The 18,014-nt window shown below is 63.0% G+C and carries 18 protein-coding genes; 11 read left to right on the top strand and 7 right to left on the bottom strand.

Translation table 11 applies throughout. From position 1 onward, the window contains the following. Window positions 1-32 precede the first annotated feature (32 nt). The 7 genes from IEV82_RS20535 (at window position 33) to IEV82_RS20505 (ending at window position 4,623) form a co-directional block, all read left to right on the top strand. Window positions 33-212 carry a hypothetical protein gene (locus IEV82_RS20535; protein ID WP_188483956.1) on the top strand — a complete coding sequence of 60 codons (180 nt, stop codon included), beginning with the start codon at window positions 33-35 and terminating at the stop codon, window positions 210-212. After that, on the top strand, window positions 209-514 hold the full coding sequence (locus IEV82_RS20530) for an urease subunit beta (RefSeq protein WP_188483955.1): 306 nt from the start codon (window positions 209-211) through the stop codon (window positions 512-514). Before IEV82_RS20535 ends, IEV82_RS20530 begins: the two co-directional genes overlap by 4 nt. Window positions 515-568: 54 nt before the next feature. Next, window positions 569-2,329, top strand: a complete 1,761-nt coding sequence (gene ureC / locus IEV82_RS20525; RefSeq protein ID WP_188483954.1) for an urease subunit alpha — start codon at window positions 569-571, stop codon at window positions 2,327-2,329. 47 nt (window positions 2,330-2,376) lie between these two features. Then, the gene (locus tag IEV82_RS20520) at window positions 2,377-2,817 is read left to right on the top strand and encodes an urease accessory protein UreE (RefSeq protein ID WP_188483953.1); all 441 of its coding nucleotides are present in this window, start codon (window positions 2,377-2,379) and stop codon (window positions 2,815-2,817) included. Continuing rightward, on the top strand, window positions 2,801-3,439 hold the full coding sequence (locus IEV82_RS20515) for an urease accessory protein UreF (protein WP_188483952.1): 639 nt from the start codon (window positions 2,801-2,803) through the stop codon (window positions 3,437-3,439). Before IEV82_RS20520 ends, IEV82_RS20515 begins: the two co-directional genes overlap by 17 nt. Continuing rightward, window positions 3,436-4,047: an urease accessory protein UreG gene (gene ureG, locus IEV82_RS20510; protein WP_188483951.1), complete on the top strand. Its 612-nt coding sequence runs from the start codon at window positions 3,436-3,438 to the stop codon at window positions 4,045-4,047. The genes IEV82_RS20515 and ureG overlap by 4 nt, the downstream gene beginning before the upstream one ends. 117 nt (window positions 4,048-4,164) lie before the next feature. Next, window positions 4,165-4,623 (top strand): NUDIX hydrolase, encoded by a 459-nt coding sequence (locus IEV82_RS20505; protein WP_188483950.1) that lies wholly within the window; start codon window positions 4,165-4,167, stop codon window positions 4,621-4,623. A gap of 23 nt (window positions 4,624-4,646) precedes the next feature. On the opposite strand, the gene IEV82_RS20500 is transcribed toward IEV82_RS20505, so the two are convergent. After that, entirely contained in the window at window positions 4,647-5,954 is a 1,308-nt protein-coding gene (locus IEV82_RS20500; RefSeq protein WP_188483949.1) for a cytochrome-c peroxidase, read from the bottom strand. Between IEV82_RS20500 and IEV82_RS20495 the strand changes: the two genes are divergently transcribed. After that, the gene (locus tag IEV82_RS20495; RefSeq protein WP_188483948.1) at window positions 5,940-6,416 is read left to right on the top strand and encodes a tetratricopeptide repeat protein; all 477 of its coding nucleotides are present in this window, start codon (window positions 5,940-5,942) and stop codon (window positions 6,414-6,416) included. The genes IEV82_RS20500 and IEV82_RS20495 overlap by 15 nt on opposite strands. 519 nt (window positions 6,417-6,935) lie before the next feature. On the opposite strand, the gene IEV82_RS20490 is transcribed toward IEV82_RS20495, so the two are convergent. The 6 genes from IEV82_RS20490 to IEV82_RS20465 all read right to left on the bottom strand — a co-directional run bounded on the left by IEV82_RS20490 (window position 6,936) and on the right by IEV82_RS20465 (window position 12,658). Beyond that, window positions 6,936-7,994 (bottom strand): TRAP transporter substrate-binding protein, encoded by a 1,059-nt coding sequence (locus IEV82_RS20490; RefSeq protein WP_188483947.1) that lies wholly within the window; start codon window positions 7,992-7,994, stop codon window positions 6,936-6,938. Window positions 7,995-8,052: 58 nt separating this feature from the next. Then, window positions 8,053-9,342, bottom strand: coding sequence for a TRAP transporter large permease (locus tag IEV82_RS20485; protein ID WP_188483946.1), 1,290 nt, complete (start codon window positions 9,340-9,342; stop codon window positions 8,053-8,055). Window positions 9,343-9,346: 4 nt separating this feature from the next. After that, window positions 9,347-9,925, bottom strand: coding sequence for a TRAP transporter small permease (locus IEV82_RS20480; protein WP_188483945.1), 579 nt, complete (start codon window positions 9,923-9,925; stop codon window positions 9,347-9,349). Between the two features lie 69 nt (window positions 9,926-9,994). Then, window positions 9,995-10,501 carry a flavin reductase family protein gene (locus IEV82_RS20475; RefSeq protein ID WP_188483944.1) on the bottom strand — a complete coding sequence of 169 codons (507 nt, stop codon included), beginning with the start codon at window positions 10,499-10,501 and terminating at the stop codon, window positions 9,995-9,997. Between the two features lie 8 nt (window positions 10,502-10,509). Further along, window positions 10,510-11,397, bottom strand: coding sequence for an aldo/keto reductase (locus tag IEV82_RS20470; RefSeq protein ID WP_188483986.1), 888 nt, complete (start codon window positions 11,395-11,397; stop codon window positions 10,510-10,512). Window positions 11,398-11,503: 106 nt separating this feature from the next. Further along, a complete protein-coding gene (locus tag IEV82_RS20465; RefSeq protein WP_188483943.1) occupies window positions 11,504-12,658 on the bottom strand; it encodes an LLM class flavin-dependent oxidoreductase in 1,155 nt (384 codons plus the stop codon). A gap of 85 nt (window positions 12,659-12,743) precedes the next feature. Here IEV82_RS20465 and IEV82_RS20460 point away from each other — a divergent pair, with 85 nt between their 5' ends. The 3 genes from IEV82_RS20460 to IEV82_RS20450 all read left to right on the top strand — a co-directional run bounded on the left by IEV82_RS20460 (window position 12,744) and on the right by IEV82_RS20450 (window position 17,948). Then, the gene (locus IEV82_RS20460) at window positions 12,744-13,445 is read left to right on the top strand and encodes a GntR family transcriptional regulator (protein ID WP_188483942.1); all 702 of its coding nucleotides are present in this window, start codon (window positions 12,744-12,746) and stop codon (window positions 13,443-13,445) included. A gap of 37 nt (window positions 13,446-13,482) precedes the next feature. Next, window positions 13,483-14,574 (top strand): Gfo/Idh/MocA family protein, encoded by a 1,092-nt coding sequence (locus tag IEV82_RS20455; RefSeq protein WP_188483941.1) that lies wholly within the window; start codon window positions 13,483-13,485, stop codon window positions 14,572-14,574. A gap of 167 nt (window positions 14,575-14,741) precedes the next feature. Then, window positions 14,742-17,948, top strand: coding sequence for an Ig-like domain-containing protein (locus IEV82_RS20450; protein WP_188483940.1), 3,207 nt, complete (start codon window positions 14,742-14,744; stop codon window positions 17,946-17,948). Window positions 17,949-18,014: the final 66 nt, after the last annotated feature.

Raw genomic sequence — 18,014 nt, 5'->3', positions numbered from 1 at the left:
TTTGGAACAAGAAGAAGCGAAAAGGTGTGACAATGAAAAACGGTCTTTCTTTTGGTGCGGTGACACTTCTCTGGACGTCCGCCGCGATGGCCCATCCCGGCGCGCATGTGCATCCGCATGATGGCGCGCATTGGCTGGCGATTGTCAGCGCGCTGGGCCTGATCGCGGTGGCGGGCGGCTTGGCTCTTGCGACGTTCCGGTCGCGCAAATGATCCCCGGAGAGCTGTTCCCGGCGCAGGGAACGCTGACGCTCAACGCCGACCGCACGGCGATCACGCTGATGGTGGCCAATACCGGTGACCGGCCGGTGCAGGTGGGCAGCCATTACCATTTCGCAGAAACCAACCCCGCTCTGGAGTTCGACCGGGATGCGGCGCGGGGGCACAGGCTCGATATCGCGCCGGGCACCGCCGTGCGCTTCGAGCCGGGCCAGCGCCGCGAGGTGCAGCTGATCCCGCTGTCGGGCAAGCGCCGGGTGATCGGGTTCAACCAGCAGGTCATGGGGGATCTGTGATGACCCGCGCCAGACACACGCGCCTGACGAAACACGGAGCGAAGAGGGCCTGATATGCCAGTAGAGATCAAACGCGCCGACTATGCCGCCATGTTCGGCCCCACCGTGGGCGACCGGCTTCGGCTTGCCGATACGGACCTCATCATCGAGGTGGAGCGCGACCTGACCGCCGAGGCCGTGGGTGCCGCTACAAGCGGAGGCAGCGGGTCGAACGCGCTGGGTTATGGTGAAGAGGTCAAGTTCGGCGGCGGCAAGGTGATCCGCGACGGGATGGGCCAGAGCCAGGCGACGCGGGCCGAGGGCGCGGTGGATACGGTCATCACCAACGCGCTGATCGTGGACTATACCGGCATCTACAAGGCCGATGTGGGGCTGCGTGACGGGCGCATCTACCGGATCGGCAAGGCGGGAAACCCGGACACCCAGCCGGGTGTGAACATCATCGTCGGGCCGGGCACCGAGGCGATTGCGGGCGAGGGGCGCATCCTGACCGCCGGTGGTTTTGATTCGCACATCCATTTCATCTGCCCCCAACAGATCGACGACGCGCTGCATTCCGGTCTGACAACCATGCTGGGCGGCGGCACCGGCCCCGCGCATGGCACATTGGCCACAACCTGCACGCCGGGACCGTGGCATATCGGCCGCATGTTGCAGGCCGCCGATGCGTTTCCAATGAACCTTGCCTTTGCCGGCAAGGGCAACGCGTCGTTGCCCGCCGCTTTGGAAGAGCAGGTCAAGGCGGGCGCCTGCGCGCTGAAATTGCACGAGGATTGGGGCACCACGCCCGCCGCCATCGACTGCTGCCTTTCGGTGGCCGACGCGATGGATGTGCAGGTGATGATCCACACGGACACGCTGAATGAATCGGGGTTTGTCGAACACACCGTCAAGGCCATGAAGGGCCGCACGATCCACGCCTTCCACACCGAGGGCGCGGGCGGCGGGCACGCGCCGGACATCATCAAGATCTGTGGTGAGGAACACGTCCTGCCGTCCTCGACCAACCCGACGCGTCCCTTCACCGTCAACACGCTGGAAGAGCATCTGGACATGCTCATGGTCTGTCACCACCTCGACAAATCCATTCCCGAGGACATCGCATTTGCCGAAAGCCGCATCCGGCGCGAGACCATCGCGGCAGAGGACATCCTGCACGACATGGGGGCGTTTTCGATCATCGCGTCGGACAGCCAGGCGATGGGCCGGGTGGGTGAGGTGATCATCCGCACCTGGCAGACCGCCGACAAGATGCGCAAGCAGCGCGGACGCCTGCCCGAGGAAACCGGCGACAACGACAACATGCGCGTGCGCCGCTACATCGCGAAATACACGATCAACCCGGCGATTGCGCATGGCATCAGCCGCCATATCGGCAGCATCGAGGAAGGCAAGCGTGCCGATCTCGTGCTTTGGAACCCGGCGTTCTTTGGCGTGAAGCCCGAAATGGTGCTTCTGGGCGGCACGATCGTCTGTGCGCAGATGGGGGACCCCAACGCGTCGATCCCGACACCGCAGCCGGTCTATTCGCGGCCCATGTGGGGCGCCTACGGGCGCAGCGTCGAACACTCTGCCGTGGTCTTCGTCTCCGAGGCGGCGCAGGCCGATGGCATCGGGGAACTGCTGGGGATCGCCAAGAAGACGCTCGCCGTGCAGAACACCCGCGGAATCGGCAAATCCGACCTCAAGCTCAACACCGCAACGCCCAAGGTCGAGGTGAATCCCGAAACCTACGAAGTGCGCGCCGATGGCGAATTGCTGGTCTGTGAACCCGCCGAAGTGTTGCCGATGGCGCAGCGGTATTTCCTGTTCTGAGCGTTGTCGCGCCGTGCCATCCACATCGCTAACCTGAGAAGCTCCAAATGCTCACCGTTTCCACCTACCATCCGCACACCCACGGCACCCCCGCCGACACCATATCCCTGAGCTACGAGGCGCGGTTCCTGCGGCGGCGCGTTCTCACCACCGATGGTGGTCTCGACTTCCTGCTGGACCTCGAAACCACAACCTCGCTCAACCATGGCGGTGCGCTGAAACTCGAAGACGGGCGCGAGATCGAAGTGGTGGCCGCCCCCGAGCCTCTGCTCGAAATCACCGGCGACAACCTTGTCCGTCTTGCCTGGCATATCGGCAACCGCCACACGCCCTGTCAGGTGGAGGCCACGCGTCTGCTGATCCAGCCGGATCACGTGATCCGCGACATGCTCGGCAAGCTGGGTGCTGTGGTGATCGAACGGGTCGAACCCTTCACCCCGGAAGGCGGGGCCTATGGCCATGGACGCACCCATGCACACGCGCACTGACCCGATCCTGACGCTGGCGCAATGGCTGTCGCCGGGCTTTCCCATCGGGGCCTTCGCCTATTCCAGCGGGCTGGAGCAGGCGATTGCCGACGGGGTTGTCACACCCCGAACGGTCGAGGACTGGCTGTCGGACATGCTGCGCGACGGCAACGGGATCAGCGATGCGCTGCTGATCCGGGCTGCGGCCAGCGGCATGGACCCGCATGAGGTGGACCAGACCGCCCGCGCGTTCTGCCCCAGCCGCGAACGGCTTTTGGAGATCGACGCGCAGGGGGCGGCGTTCTGCGACCAGTTGCGCGCCAATTGGGGCATCGACGCCACGAACCTCACCTACCCGGTCGCGCTGGGCGTGGGCATCCGGCATCTGGGGCTGCCCCTGACCATGGCGGTGCAGGTGTATCTGCACGCCTGGGTCGCCGCCGTGGTTGCCGCCTGCCAACGTCTGATGGCGCTGGGCCAGACCGAGGCGCAGCGGATCGTGTCGGCCCTTGCGCCGCTCTGTTCCGACATTGCAGCACAGACCGAGACCGGAACGCTTGACGACCTGACCAGCCAGAGCTTTGCTGCCGATATCGCCGCGATGCGTCACGAGACCCTCAGCCCAAGGATATTCCGCACATGACCACCCGCAACGGACCCCTTCGTGTCGGCATCGGTGGCCCGGTTGGGGCGGGGAAAACCTCGCTCACCGCAGCGCTGGCCAAGCGGCTCAAAGACAGCCATTCCGTTGGCGTGATCACCAATGACATCTACACGCAGGAAGACGCGGAGGCGCTGATGCGCATGCAGATCCTGCCGCGCGACAGGGTGATCGGTGTGGAAACCGGCGGCTGCCCGCACACAGCCATCCGCGAGGATGCGTCGATCAATTTGGCGGCGGTGGCCGAGATGGTTCGCCGTCACCCGGATGTCGAGGTGGTGCTGATCGAATCCGGTGGTGACAACCTGTCGGCCACGTTCAGTCCCGAACTCGCGGATGTGACGCTCTACGTGATCGACGTGGCTGCGGGTGAGGACATTCCCCGCAAGGGTGGCCCCGCGCTGACCCGGTCGGATATCCTTGTCATCAACAAGACCGATCTTGCCCCGCATGTGGGCGTATCGCTCGAGGTGATGGACCGCGACGCCACGAAGATGCGCCAGGGCCGCCCCTTTGTCTTTGCCGCGATCCGTCATGACCGCGGCGTTGACGAGGTGCTGACCCATCTGAAGGCCATATCCGGTCTGTGAGTGCGCGTTGAAATCGGGGGTGAAGGTCCCCATGTATATACAAAAAACCTGTTGGCTGTGTACTTTTGGGCTACCTTGTGTGTATAGTGAAATCTACAACCAGATATTGTGAGCCTGATGGCAGATCTCGGCAGACAGATCGCGGCGCTTCCGATGCGATGGAAGTCTGACGGCACCTTTCAGGTGCTGATGGTCACGTCGCGCGATACGGGGCGCTGGGTCATGCCCAAGGGCTGGACGATGGATGGCAAGAAACCCTGGGATGCCGCCGAGATCGAAGCGCTCGAAGAGGCAGGCGCGCTCGGCTATATCGCGACCGAGGTGATCGGCACCTACACCTACAAGAAGAAACTGTCGAATGGGTCCCTGCTGAAATGCAGGGTCGATGTCTATCCGATGGTGGTCGACCGTCTGTTGCGCAACTGGAAAGAACGGCACGAGCGCAAGCGCCGGTGGTTCAACCCGAAAAGCGCCGCCAAACGCGTCAATGAACCGAAACTGGCCAAGCTGCTGAAAAGCCTTGCCAAGAAGCCGGCGCAACAGCCGCTGCTGCGGGAATTCCTGAAGGCGTCGTGACGGCAGAACTGCCCTGAAGGCGCTCAGTCCACGGGCAACCCACTTGGCACATGCGCAGGACGGCCAAGCGGGCGTGTCAGCGCGGTCGCCCCGGTTAGGCTTTCTAGAAACGCCACGATATCGTCCACCTCGGTATCGGTCAGCGACACCGGGCGCACATCCAGCGTGTCGGTCTGGCGTTGCAGTTCCAGCCGGTCGGACTGGATGATGAAATCGATCTTTTGCAACCAGGGCACATCGGGCAACGCGGCCCGCTCCGGCGTCCAGCCCGCGCGCATCGACACCGGGTCAGCCATGTGGCGCACCATGTCGCGCAAGCTCGTATAGGCGCCGTTATGCCCGTAAGGCGCGGTCAGTGCGACGTTGCGCAGCGCGGGGGTGCGAAAGCGGTACGCATCATCAAGGTCATCCGTCGCGCCCATCCGCCCCACATCGCGCGGGATCGGATCCCACTTCCTTGTGCGTCCCGGCCCGAACGGCGGCAGCGCCATCGCGTGGAAATCCTGATCGCTCAGCAACGGCCCGTTGTGGCATTGCGCACAGCGCGCCGCGCCAAAGAACAACTGCCGCCCGCGTTCCGCATCGGTGGGCAGGGGAGTGCCGTCTGTCAGGAACGCATCATAGGGGCTGTCGTAATTCGCCCATTCGGTGCCGATGAAGGCCGCCAGCGCATTGCCGATCTCGACGATGGTCACCTCTTCGGGGCGGTCGATGTGGTCAAAGGCCTGCACGAACATTTCGCCGTATTCGGGGATCGTGCGCACCCGCTTGGCCAGGATCGGCCAGCCCAGATCGACCCGGTCCATCACTGCGCCGATCACCTCGTTCTCGCCCACGTTGCCCGCCATCTCGAACTGCGCGGTCAGCGGGAACAGCGCCTGCGCGGCAAGGATCGTGTCCAAGCCCTGTGGCAGAAATGCCTCGGCCGGGCTGTCAAAGCCGTTGCCGTAGATCTCCGACACCTCGAGCCGGCCGTCATGAAAGAGCACCCGCACGTCCTTGTGCCCGAGGTTCCACAGCGCCGGCGCGTTGCGCGGAATACGCTTGGCGATCCGGTCCGGTCCGTCACCGGGCGTGCGCCGCGGCCCAAGCCCGACACCGCCCTCGCCAATTCCCAAGGACAGACCGTCCGTGCCGCCAAGGTCGTGATGATGGCAGGTTCCGCACGAGATATTCCTGTTTCCACTCAGGATCTTGTCGTAGAACAACAGTTGACCCAGCCGCGCCTGATCGGCATCGAAGGCCATGAAATCTTCGGCGCTGATCGGGTGTGCCACGGCTGGCGCGGCCAGAGACAAAGAGACGAGCAAACCAAGATGAAGCTGACCCATTGGATGTTTGCCTGTTGCCTGCTGGCCACATCCGCGCAGGCCGATATCGAAGATGCCCGCGACCTGATGGAAGAGGGCCGCTTTGAAGAGGCGTATGACGCGCTCTGGCCCGCCGCCCGGTCGGGCAATGCCGAGGCCGAGGACCTGATCGGCGCCATGTACGCGCTGGGTCGTGGCGTCGAGCAGGACCATGTCCGCGCCTTTGAGTGGCACCTGCGCGCCGCGATTAAGGGCCATCCGGGCGCGCAATCGGGCGTCGGTCGGCACTACGAGACCGGTCAGGGCCTGCCCGCGCCCGATCTCGTCCGCGCGTTTCTGTGGTATCAGCTCAGCGCCATCGGAGGCGACCCCGACGCGGCGATCTCGATCGGGGAAGTGGTCAAGAAGATGACGCCGGAACAGATCGAACATGCGCAACAGCTCGTGGAGGACTACAGGGTCTGGCTCTACCCGTTTCGGTGAATGTTGCGGACTGGGATAACAGCGGCAAGTGGCAGGAGTGTGGCGGATTTTGTGTGAGCTGTAGGGTGCGTGATTTCACGCACCCTACGCCCAAACCCCATCGCACGCCCCATTTCCCAAACCTTAACCAACCATCCCCCATATCCCAGCCCACAAAGCGCTTTGAGCGGGAAGGGTCACTCCCATGCCGCGACACGACACTGACATTTCTCTCAACTGCCGGAAGGCTGACCTTGAGAGACCGGTCTTTACAGTCTCCGGCAGCCCCGGAGGACAGGTCGCCCGTTCAATCGGGGATTTGAGAGAACCGTCAGGCCCAACGGGGCGGCGCCGCTTCTTTCTTGAAAGACATGGATGCGAAGCCGGGCAGATGCTCGGCCTACGATTAAAAGACCGGCGGGATCAGTCCCGACCGGACCCAAACCCGTAGGCCGGGCTTCAGCCCGGCATGCCCACCCGCCCCAAACGAAAAAGGCCCCGGAGTGTCCTCCGAGGCCAGATCCTGCGTTCAGAACCGGATCAGTTCAGATCGGCCTCATATTCCGCGGCCAGATCGGCTTCGGCTTCGGCCACGGCCTTGGTCAGGGCTTCATAGATTTCCGGGCCGCCATCGACATTCGCCTGGAACCAGTCGAACACCGGTGCTGCGGCAACGCGGAAAGCTTCCTTTTCCTCGATGGTCGGCACGTACAGGTCGCCGCCACCGGCCACGAATTCCTCATAGGCCGTGATCGACTTGCGCTTGGGTGACGCGAATGTCGCCTGCTGGAGCGCTGCAAAGCCGTCCACCACGACGCGGCGCATGTCCTCGGGCATGGACATGAACTTTTCGTTGTTCATCACCCAGATCGCGCCCATGTAGGCGTGACCGTCCAGCGTCAGGTACTGAAGGCCCGCATCCGGGAACTTCATGCTCATGATGTCGGTGATGCCATTCTTGGTGCCGTCGACAACCCCGGTCTGCAGCGAGGTGAACAGCTCGGGCCAGCTGATCGGGGTGGGCGATGCGCCCAGCACCTTGACCAGTTCCTGCGGCAGGTCGGCCACCACGGTGCGCATCTTGAGACCTTCGAGGTCGGAGGGCTGGGTCACGCGGCGCTGCGTGTTGGCGAAGTTGCGCCAGCCGCCGGTGTTGCCGATGGTCATGATGCGGATTGTGTCACCCGAATCCTCAAGCGCCATCTCGCGCATGGTGCGGGTGAAATCCCCCGACAGCACGTGTTCCGCCACGCGATCATCTGACATCAGGTAGGGCAGGTCGAGCACCTGCACATAGGGGAAGATGCCCGCGGCACCGCCCGAAGTTGTCACGAACACGTCGATGGAGCCGTCGGACACACCTTGAAGGCATTCCGCGCCGCCCGAGCACAGCTGCGTGCCGATGAACAGCTCGACCGCGATGCGCCCGTTCGAGGCGTTCTCGACATGGTTCTTGAAGACCACGAGACCGTCGTAATCCTCGTCGTTCTCGTTCGAGTTCGCTGTCGCCCGGATGGTGAAATCCTGCGCCGCTGCGGTGATCGCGCTCCCGGCGAGAAGGGCGGCTGTCAGCGCCGCTGTGGTAAGACCTTTGAGCATTGGTGTTCTCCCTGTTGCTTTCTTGGGTCGGTTACACGGGCCATGTGACCCGCAGATGTCAGTCCGCGAACCCGGTGAGCCGCGGAATGGTCATGGATATCTCGGGGATGAAGGTTATCAGGAAAATGACCACGATCTCCACCGCCAGAAACGGCAGGATCGCCTTGGAGATGGTCTCGACCCGTTCGCCCGACACGCTGGACGCGACGAACAGCACCAGCCCCATCGGCGGTGTGGCCAGCCCCACGGTCAGGTTGACGGACATGATGATGGCGAAGTGGATCGGATCGACGCCCAGGTCGACAAAGATCGGCCCGAGGATCGGACCAAGGATGATGATCGCGGGACCCGCATCGAGGAACATGCCCACGACGAAGAGCAGCAGGTTGATCAGGAACAGCAGGATCAACGGGTTCTCGCTGAGGCCCAGCACGAACTCGGCCAGGATTTCCGGCGTGTGCGACAGCGACACCACCGTCTTGAACGCCATCGCGGCGCCGACGAGCAGCAGCACGGTGGCCGATGTCATGGCGGCGCGCATGAAGACGTCGGGCAGGTCGCGCAGCGTCAGGGTGCGCAGGATGAACATGCCGACGATGATCGCATAACCCACCGCCACGGCCGCCGCCTCGGTCGGGGTGAAGACACCGCCGAGGATGCCGCCGAGGATGATCACCGGCGTCATCAGCGGGAAGAACGCCTTGAGCGACGCCTGACCGCGTTCGCCCCAGCTTGCTTTGCTGCGCGATGCGGGAAAATCGTATTTGTCGGCCATCACCTTGACCATGATCATCAGGCCGATGCCCACGAGGATGCCGGGGATGATGCCTGCAAGGAACAGCGCCGCGACCGACTCGCCCATCACGTAGGCGTAGATGATCATGATGCCCGAGGGCGGGATGATCGGGCCGATGACGGAACTGGCAGCGGTGATCGCGGCGGCGAATTTGCGGGTGTAGCCTTCTTTTTGCATCGCCGGGATCAGCATCGACCCCAGCGCAGAGGTGTCGGCGACGGCCGAGCCGGACAGACCCGCGAACAGCATCGAGGACAGCACGTTCACATGCGCGAGGCCGCCGCGGAAATGGCCCATCATCGCCTGGCTGAATTCCACCAGCCGCATGGTGATGCCGCCCCGGTTCATCAATTCGCCCGCCAGCATGAAGAACGGGATCGCCATCAGCGGAAAGCTGGCCATGCCGTTATAGACGTTGCGATAGAGCAGGATCAGGTCGCGGTCCTGACCGTTGAGCCAGAGCAGCAGGCCGGGGGCGGCCAGCATGCCGAAGAACACCGGCAGGCCGATCATCAGGAACAGCAGGAACAAGGGCAGGAACCAGACCAGCATGGGATTATTCCACCGTCAATTCGGCGTCGAGGTTGGAGCGCAAGCGGTCTTCTCCTCCGGCCAGGGTGATGAGATTGCGCAGGATCAATTCGATATTGACGATGAACAGCAGCCAGAGCCCGGTCACAAGGGAGGCGATCTGCCAGGAGTTCGGCATCTTCACCCAGCCATCCGGTGTCGGGTATTTGAGCGACGCGCTCTTGAACTTGCCGGCAAGGCCGGACATTTCGCTCAGCCCCATCTGCGCCCCGATATAGAGCACCATGCCCGAGATCAGCAGCAGGAGCAGCGCCAGCACGGCGGCACCGCGTTTGGGCAGGGCGGAGGACAGGATCTCCAGCGCCACGAACCCGCCCCGGCGATAGGCCGAGGGCGCGATGACGGCGGTCATCCAGAGCATCAGGAAAATCGCGGCCTCTTCGGGCCAGGGCAGGGCGTCGCCCAGAACGTAGCGACAGAACACCTGCAGAAGGATGGCGCAGACCATCAGGCCGATGGCAACGATGGCAATGCCACGGCCCAAGCGCAGCACAACGTCGTTGAACATCTGAAACGGAGCCAGAAGCCCCAGCAAAATGGCCATGCGGCCTCCTCCCTCTCCCACACCGGCCTCCCTGCCGGTGGCCCCGTTTTTTGCTGTTATCGGGGCGGTTTATGTCGGTTCCGTAAAGCCTCCGTAGCGTCCACTGAAAAACAGGAGCGGGTCTCCGTCCCGCGTTGTCACAAGGCGCACGCGGGCCACGACGATGGAATGATCGCCGCCGTCATGTTCGGCCACCTTGGTGCATTCGAACCGGCTCAGGCAGTTGTCGAGCAGGGGCACATCGTGATCGCCCCGGTCCCAGTCGAACTGGTCGAACGGGTTGCCGTTGCGCGCAAACGCCGTGCACAGCTCGGCTTGTTCGGCGCCGACCACATGGATGGCGAAATGATCCGCCGCCATGAAGAACGGGTACCGGCTCGAGGATTTCGCGGGTGACCACAGCACCAGAGGCGGGTCGAGCGACACGCTGGCAAAGCTGTTGGCCGTGATGCCCAGGGGGCCGTCACCTGTATCGCAGGTGATGACGGTGACACCGGTTCCGAAACGGCCAAGCGCCGCGCGATACTCGCGGGCGTTGTCCTGTGCGGGATCGAAACTATGGGTCAAGTCGTTCATCGCGTGTCTCAGGCCACTTCATGGCCAAGGGCGTGGGTGTAAAGGTCAAACCATGTCTCCCGGTCGATCTGTATGCGGGCAGCATCGCCGATACGGGCGATCCGGTCCAGATTGTTGGTGCCGAGGACAGGTAGAATGCGCGCGGGATGCGCCAAGAGCCAGGCGACCGCAACCGAGGCTTCATCGACGCCGTGATCTTCCCCAACGGTCTTCAGGGCGGTGCGCAGCGCGGCGTTCTTGCCATCGAACAGCGCCCCCCCGCCCAGCGGCGACCACGCCATCGGCGGCTGGCCGTTCTTCTGGTGGAACGCGATATCGCCATTGGTGAAGGGCGCGTGATGCAGCAGGCTGATCTCGATCTGGTTCGTGACCAGTTGGGTTGTCATGCCGGATTGCAGAAGCTCCCAATCCCAGGGGCGGAAGTTCGACACACCAACCGCGCGGACCTTGCCGCTTGCCACAACCTCGTCCAGTGCCGCGCCTGTTTCATGGTGGTCCATCAGCGGGTCGGGGCGGTGGATCAGCAGAAGGTCGATATGGTCGATCTTCATCAGCCGCAGCGAATGATCAACCGAGGACAGGATATGCGCGCGGGAGGTATCGTAATGCTTGGCCCGTGCATCGGCATAGCGCCCGACCGGGGCCACGATATCGCATTTGGTGACGATTTCGATCCGGTTGCGCAGCTCGGGTGTGAGGGCGTTTCCCAGGATCTCCTCGGCCTCGTAGCCGCCATAGATGTCGGCCTGATCCATCGTGGTGATGCCCTGATCGAGGCAGGCGCTGATCTTGTTGCGGATATGGTCCGTGCTTGTGTCGGCATCGTCGCCCAGCCGCCACATGCCATAGACAAGGCGGCTGAGGTCGAGGGCGTCGTTGAGTGTGACGCGGTCCATGGTCATCGCTGTATCCCCCGGAATTTTCTTGCGCTGGTCTGTAACAGATTCTTCGTAGAAGAATCTGGGCGCTCTACATTAATTTCTGGTGACTTGCGACGGGGCATCAGCGGCGCTCCCCGGCACCAAGCGGAGTGAGCGGGGTGCCATCCGGCACGCGCCCATAGGCTTCGTTCAGTTGCACTGTTTTCATCTTGGGCAATACGCGGCTGCCGAAGTGGCGGCATTCCTCCAGATGCGGATAGCCCGACAGGATAAAGGCGCGGATGCCCATCTTCTGGTACTGCTCCAACTCGCTGAGCACCTGATCGGTGGATCCGACCAGCGCGGCTCCACAGCCCGAACGCGCGCGGCCCACACCTGTCCACAGATGCGGTTCGACAAAGCCTTCCATGTCGGCCAGTTCGCGGTTTTTCGACTGGTGCGACACGCCCAGCGAGGTCGCATCAAGCGCCCGTTCGCGGATCGTCTTGCCCTGATCGTCGTCCAACTGGCTGACGATGTGCTGCGCGTAGTCGCGGGCCTCGGCCTCGGTGTCGCGGACGATCACGTGCACCCGCAACCCGTAATCCAGCGTGCGATCATAGCGTTCGGCCACCGCGTTCACATCCTTCATGCGCTGGGCGATCTGATCCTTGGGCTCGGGCCACATCAGGTAGACATCGCAATGCTGGCCGCAGAGTTCCAGCGCATCGGGGGAGTAGCCGCCGAAGTAAAGCAGCGGCCCGCCGGTCTGGTAAGGTTTCGCGGGATCGGTGGTCAGGCCGTCGAAGTCGTAAACCTCGCCCTTGTAGGTGATGCTGTCCTGGGTCCACGCCTGCTTCAGAATTTCGACCACTTCGCGGGACCGCTGGTAGCGCAGTTTGCTGTCTTCCTTTTCGCCGGGAAAATCGGACGAGATGATGTTCACCGTCAGACGCCCTTCGAGCATGTGATCCAGCGTCGCGATGGTGCGCGCCAGCATGATCGGCTGCATCTCGCCGCAGCGCACGGCGGCCAGCATGTTGATCTGTTCGGTGATCGGTGCGCAACCGGCGACAAAGGACAGCGTGTCCTGACCCACCTGGTAGGAGGACGGGCACAGGATGTTGCGAAAGCCCTGCGCCTCGGCCTCTTTCACGATGTTGGAACAATGCGCGAAGCTTGACCGCAGGCTGCCATCGGGCACGCCGAGGAACTGGTAATCGTCGGAACACAGGGCCGCAAACCACGACACCTCGACCGCATTGAGGTCGGGGGAGGTGATCGGCACGATGGTCATAAGGTGTCTCCGCAACGTATCATTTCCTCTTGCGTAGCACCGCCAAAAATGTAGATCAATAGTGTATCAATTGCTGGTGCGAGAAATGTCCGATAGCCATGCCCTGCCGAAATACGTCCAGATCAGCGAATTGCTGATCCGTGACATTCAGGCTGGTCGGCTGGTGGATGGCGAACGCCTCCCTCCCGAGCGGGAGATGGCGGCGCGTCTTGGCATTTCCGTGGGCACGCTGCGCAAGTCGCTGGATGAATTGACCGTGCAGGGGCTGCTCGAACGTGTGCAGGGGTCGGGCAATTACGTGCGGGCCAAGCCCGACGCGCACTCCGTCTACGCCTTCTTCCGGGTCGAACTGATCGAGGGCGGCGGACTGCCTACGGCAGAGCTTTTGTCGGTGGACAGGCGTGTCAAGCCTGACGGCTTTCCGCGCTTTGGAGCGTCACCCGAGGGTCACCGCATCCGGCGCTTGCGGCGCTTGAACAATGTGCCTGCAGTGCTCGAGGAGATCTGGCTGGACGGGTCTTATGCGGATGTGATCGACGCGATTGCACTTCGCGAGTCGCTCTATCTTTACTACCGCGAGACGCTGGGGCTCTGGATCACCAAGGCGGTGGACCGGCTTGATCTGGCGGTGGTGCCGGATTGGGCGCCGCCGGCCTTTGGGCCGTCCGCCGGGCAGCCCTGCATGCGGGCAACGCGGGTCAGCTACGGCCCCGAAGGCGAGGCGGCCGAAGCCTCGTGGAACTGGATCAACACGGACGTCGCGCGCTACGTGGCGCGCATCACCTAGACCGCGCCACGTCGCGCGCATCACCTCAAGGACCACCATGGACGTTGTGAATTACGGCATTATCGGATGCGGCATGATGGGGCAGGAACATCTGCGCAATATCGCCCTGCTTCAAGGCGCGCGGGTGGCGGCGATCTTTGAGCCGGACGAGATCATGGCGGCGGCGGCCAAGGCGATCGTGCCGGGTGCCACGCTGGAATCCTCCATCGCCGATCTGCTGGCACGCGATGATCTGGACTGCCTTCTGGTGGCCAGCCCGAACCACTGCCATATCGACGCGTTGGAGCAGATCGCGGAACTCAACCCGCTGCCGCTTTTGATGGAAAAGCCGCTTTATACCGATGCGGCGGACATCGCGCGGGTCGAGGCGATCGCCGCCAGCTATCCCGCGCCGATCTGGGTGGCGATGGAATATCGATACATGCCGCCGATCCAGACCTTTGCCGAAGAGGTGCAGCGCGCCACGGGCGGGGTCAAGATGCTGACCATCCGCGAGCACCGCTTTCCGTTCCTGCACAAGGTGGGGGACTGGAACCGCTTCAACCGCAACACCGGCGGCACGCTGGTCGAGAAATGCTGTCACTTCTTCGACCTGATGCGGCTGATCCTCGGGTCCGATCCGGTGCGCGTGACCGCAAGCGCGGGGCAGGAGGTGAACCATCTGGACGAGCACTACAACGGCGAGGTGCCGGACATCTGGGACAGCGCCTACGTGATCGTCGATTTCGCCAATGGCGCGCGGGCGATGCTGGAGCTGTGCATGTATGCCGAAGGCGCGCGCTATCAGGAAGAGATCAGCGCGGTTGGGCCGAATGGCAAGATCGAGGCCTTCGTTCCGGGGCCGGGGCGATTCTGGCCGACCCATCTGGGCGCGCCGCCGGTGCCGCAGGTGATCATCAGCCCGCGCCATCCCAAGGGGCCGCAGGCGGTGGATATCCCGGTCGATCCTACGATCCTCGAGGCGGGCGACCACAACGGATCGACCTTTTACCAGCACGCGCGGTTCCTCGATCTCGTGCGCAACGGCGGTGTGCCGGACGTGTCAATAGAGGATGGTGCATGGGCGGTTCGGATGGGGCTCGCTGCGCAAAATTCCGCCATGACGCGGAGCGTGATCGACCAGATTTGACCATATTCAGGGCGGGCTTTTCCCGCAACACTCTGCGCTTAGGGGGAAAAAAACGAAATTTCGCCACATTCTATGCTTTGCCCGATTGTTTTTTTCATCTATCAAAAGATAGAGCAAAAATATGCCGAACCCGAAAACGGGCGGTTTTGAGGTAGAGTGGTGTGGTTATGAACGCGATTAATTTCGTGGTCCGTACAAGTGCGGGCGCGGTCGAGCGTGGTGTGGTTGGTGCAGAAGATCTCGGATATCTGATCGACGCTTCTAATGGCCGCGAAATATCTCTGAACATTCACAGGTCCGATCTGCGCAGTTATGACCGCGCGGAAAACGATCTTCATGTTCTGCTGGCCGATGGCCGGGTGATCGTTCTCGAGGATTATTTCGGGCGGGACGGCAACAGTCGCCTGTTCCTGAGCACGGACGGCGTTCTGAGCGAAGTGGCCTTTGTCCAAGGGGATGGCGGGGCGCTGTTTGCGCAATACGCCGATGTCGCGGCCTGGGGCAAATGGAGCCCGGACGACGCTCTTGTCTTCTTTGATCGCGCAGATGTGGTTGCGGCGGATTACGTTGCCGCCGAAAACGAAGGCGGCGTGACGATGCTGGCGGCGGGACTTCTGGCGGGTGGCGGCATGCTGCCCTGGCTGGCGGGCGGTGCTGCGGTTGCGACCGGCGCGGCGGTGATCGGTGGCAGTGGTGACGGCGGCGGTGACGGTAGCGGCGGCGGGCTCATTGGCAACGAGGGCGAAGGCGGCGGCCCTCGGGCTCCGACCGTCAATGACGGCGAATACGTGATCGGTGGCGATGGCCTGACCGAAGAAGACCGCACGGTTCTGGTCAGCGGCACCGCGAACGAGGGCGACACGGTTGTCGTCGTGATCGGCGACAACACGGAAACCACGACCACCGGGCCGGACGGGACATGGGAAGTGGTCTTCGAAGGGCCGAACTTCCCGCCTGATGGTGAATACGAGGTGGATGTAAAGGTCACGGGCACGGACGGCGAAACCGATCTGGACGGCCCCACGGTGATCATCGACACCACGCCTCCGCCGGTTGCGATCACCAGCGGCACCACGGCATTTGGCGACATCATCACAGACAGTGAATTCGACGGCGGCACGACAGTCACAGGCACCACCGAGATCGGCGCGACGGTTGTGCTCATCGCGGGTGGCGTCAGCCATGTCGCGGATGTGGATGCCGCAGGCAACTGGAGCGTGACGCTCACCAGTTCGACCTTCGAGCGTGGCGAATATATCGAGAACATCACCGTCATCGCGACCGACAGCTTCAACAACTCGACCACGATCAATGACGGGATCGAGATCGACACGGTCTCGGGTGTGACGATCAATACGACGACCATCGAAACAGACGGCATCATCAACGCGCAAGAGCGCACCGACGGCGTGCAGATTACCGGCACAACCGATGCCGGATCGACCGTCTTGGTTGACATGAACGGCTACACGCGCACTGCCTTCGTGGATGCGCAGGGCAATTGGACCGTGACCTTTACCGCAACCGAGATCCCGGTCGGTGAACAGAACCTGACGATCAACGCGACCTCGACCGACGAGGTGGGCAACACCAGCAGCGCAACCGGGCAGGTTGTCCTCGACACTTGGGTGCGCAATTTCGACATCACCAGCCAGGCGGGAGGTGCCGATGGCATCGTGAACGCCGAAGAGGCGATGCAGGGCATGACCGTGACCGGCACGACCGAACCGGGCGCTTCGGTGTCCGTTGCGCTGGGCGGTGGTGCGTCCCGCAATGCAAGCGTCGATGCGAACGGCAACTGGACGGTGACGTTCTCGGCGAATGAACTGCCTTCGGGCGAACAGACGGTGATCCTCACGGCAAGCTCGACCGATCTTGCGGGCAACACGGCCACCGAGACCCGAAACGTCGTGTTCGACACCGATGCGGGTCTTCTGACAATCAGCCCGGCTCCGATCGAAACCGATGATGTGATCAACCAGGTCGAAGCGTCGGATGGCGTTCAGATCACTGGCACCTCGACCCCGTTCCAGGCTGTCGATGTTACGCTGGATGGCGTCACGAAGACCGTGCAGACAGACGGGTTCGGCATCTGGCGCGCGAATTATGCACCGGGTGAAATCCGCCCCGGCGAATACGAGGCGCAGATCACAGCCTATACCGTGGATGCGGCGGGCAACGAGCTGACGCGCTCCGACACGGTGATGGTCGACACCTTCGTGCGCAACTTTGCAGTCAGCGCGAACCCCGTGACGGCGGATAACATCGTCAACGACGCCGAACAGACGCAGGGCGTGACGCTGAGCGGGACAACCGAACCGGGTGCGACGGTCACCGTTGTGGTCGAAGGCGTCAGCCGCCCGGCCACCGTCGATGCGGCGGGCAACTGGACTGCGCGCTTCACATCGCTTGAACTGCCGGATGGCACCTACACCACCACCGCCCAGATCAGCACGCAGGACCGTGCTGGCAACACCGCGACGACCTCCAAGACCTTCCAGGTGGATACCGAAGTGGTGCCGCTGACCTCGACCAGCCAGCCGGGTGGCAGCGACGGCGTGGTGAGCGAAGCCGAAGCGGCGCAGGGCTTTACCCTGACCGGGCAGGTCGAACAGGGATCGACCGTCGAAGTAACCATTGGTGGCCAGCGCATGACCGCACAGGTCAGCGGCGGCACATGGTCCGTCGCCGTTCCCGCGAGCGTGATCCCGACCGCCGATGGCGAGAACGTGTCGATCCAGATCGCGGCCACGGATCGGGCGGGCAACACCAGGTCCATCACCGAGACCATGGTGGTGGACAACGTGGCCCCAGATGCGCCGGACATGACGGCGGTCACCTGGGATCAAACCCAGGCGCCTCGCGGGATCATCCTCGAGACCACAGACCATGACGTGTCCATCGTCCGGGTCGGCTCGGGCGGTGCGCAGAGTGTTGCCTTCAACGAGCAGGACAACAGCTTTACCGGCGAGACCAGCTACACCTTCAACAATGTCGTGCCGGACGGATCCCATCTTGTGGTCACCGCGACCGACAGTGCGGGCAACAGCACGGGCACCTACGTCGTGCTTGGCGACCCGGATGTCAGCCGGAGCAACGTGAGCCTTGCCAGCAATATCGGCGGTCGGGAGATCGACACGATCGACCTCGAATTCACCGAAGAGGCAACGCTGACCATCACCGAGGCACAGATCGTTGCACTTACCGGCGAGGACAACACGGTGCGCGTCTTGGGCAACTCGGACGAAACCGTCCGGATCACCGGCGCCGCCCGCACCGGTTCGCGCTTTGAGGATGGCACGAACTTCAACGTCTACGAACTGGGCGATGCCACCCTGCTGATCGACGAGGACATCAACAACGTCTCAATCTGAGGAAGAGGATGATTTCGTTCGGGCCGTTGAGGTGACGGCCCGAGCCCCGACACAAAAAGAAGCCAA

Source organism: Marivita lacus (assembly GCF_014637725.1).
In the GTDB taxonomy this organism is placed as follows: Bacteria; Pseudomonadota; Alphaproteobacteria; order Rhodobacterales; family Rhodobacteraceae; genus Marivita; species Marivita lacus.
The sequence above is the reverse complement of the archived record's forward strand: the minus strand, read 5'-3'. Positions and strand labels throughout refer to the sequence as shown.

Bases quoted from the DNA above. Each gene is read 5' to 3' on its own strand.
- IEV82_RS20455 (WP_188483941.1), top strand. From the start codon at position 13,483: ATGGACGTTGTGAATTACGGCATTATCGGATGCGGCATGATGGGGCAG.
- IEV82_RS20520 (WP_188483953.1), top strand. From the start codon at position 2,377: ATGCTCACCGTTTCCACCTACCATCCGCACACCCACGGCACCCCCGCC.
- IEV82_RS20460 (WP_188483942.1), top strand. From the start codon at position 12,744: ATGTCCGATAGCCATGCCCTGCCGAAATACGTCCAGATCAGCGAATTG.
- IEV82_RS20450 (WP_188483940.1), top strand. From the start codon at position 14,742: ATGAACGCGATTAATTTCGTGGTCCGTACAAGTGCGGGCGCGGTCGAG.
- IEV82_RS20465 (WP_188483943.1), bottom strand. From the start codon at position 12,658: ATGACCATCGTGCCGATCACCTCCCCCGACCTCAATGCGGTCGAGGTG.
- ureC (WP_188483954.1), top strand. From the start codon at position 569: ATGCCAGTAGAGATCAAACGCGCCGACTATGCCGCCATGTTCGGCCCC.
- IEV82_RS20535 (WP_188483956.1), top strand. From the start codon at position 33: ATGAAAAACGGTCTTTCTTTTGGTGCGGTGACACTTCTCTGGACGTCC.
- IEV82_RS20515 (WP_188483952.1), top strand. From the start codon at position 2,801: ATGCACACGCGCACTGACCCGATCCTGACGCTGGCGCAATGGCTGTCG.
- ureG (WP_188483951.1), top strand. From the start codon at position 3,436: ATGACCACCCGCAACGGACCCCTTCGTGTCGGCATCGGTGGCCCGGTT.
- IEV82_RS20480 (WP_188483945.1), bottom strand. From the start codon at position 9,925: ATGGCCATTTTGCTGGGGCTTCTGGCTCCGTTTCAGATGTTCAACGAC.
- IEV82_RS20500 (WP_188483949.1), bottom strand. From the start codon at position 5,954: ATGGGTCAGCTTCATCTTGGTTTGCTCGTCTCTTTGTCTCTGGCCGCG.
- IEV82_RS20505 (WP_188483950.1), top strand. From the start codon at position 4,165: ATGGCAGATCTCGGCAGACAGATCGCGGCGCTTCCGATGCGATGGAAG.
- IEV82_RS20495 (WP_188483948.1), top strand. From the start codon at position 5,940: ATGAAGCTGACCCATTGGATGTTTGCCTGTTGCCTGCTGGCCACATCC.
- IEV82_RS20490 (WP_188483947.1), bottom strand. From the start codon at position 7,994: ATGCTCAAAGGTCTTACCACAGCGGCGCTGACAGCCGCCCTTCTCGCC.
- IEV82_RS20530 (WP_188483955.1), top strand. From the start codon at position 209: ATGATCCCCGGAGAGCTGTTCCCGGCGCAGGGAACGCTGACGCTCAAC.
- IEV82_RS20485 (WP_188483946.1), bottom strand. From the start codon at position 9,342: ATGCTGGTCTGGTTCCTGCCCTTGTTCCTGCTGTTCCTGATGATCGGC.
- IEV82_RS20475 (WP_188483944.1), bottom strand. From the start codon at position 10,501: ATGAACGACTTGACCCATAGTTTCGATCCCGCACAGGACAACGCCCGC.
- IEV82_RS20470 (WP_188483986.1), bottom strand. From the start codon at position 11,397: ATGGACCGCGTCACACTCAACGACGCCCTCGACCTCAGCCGCCTTGTC.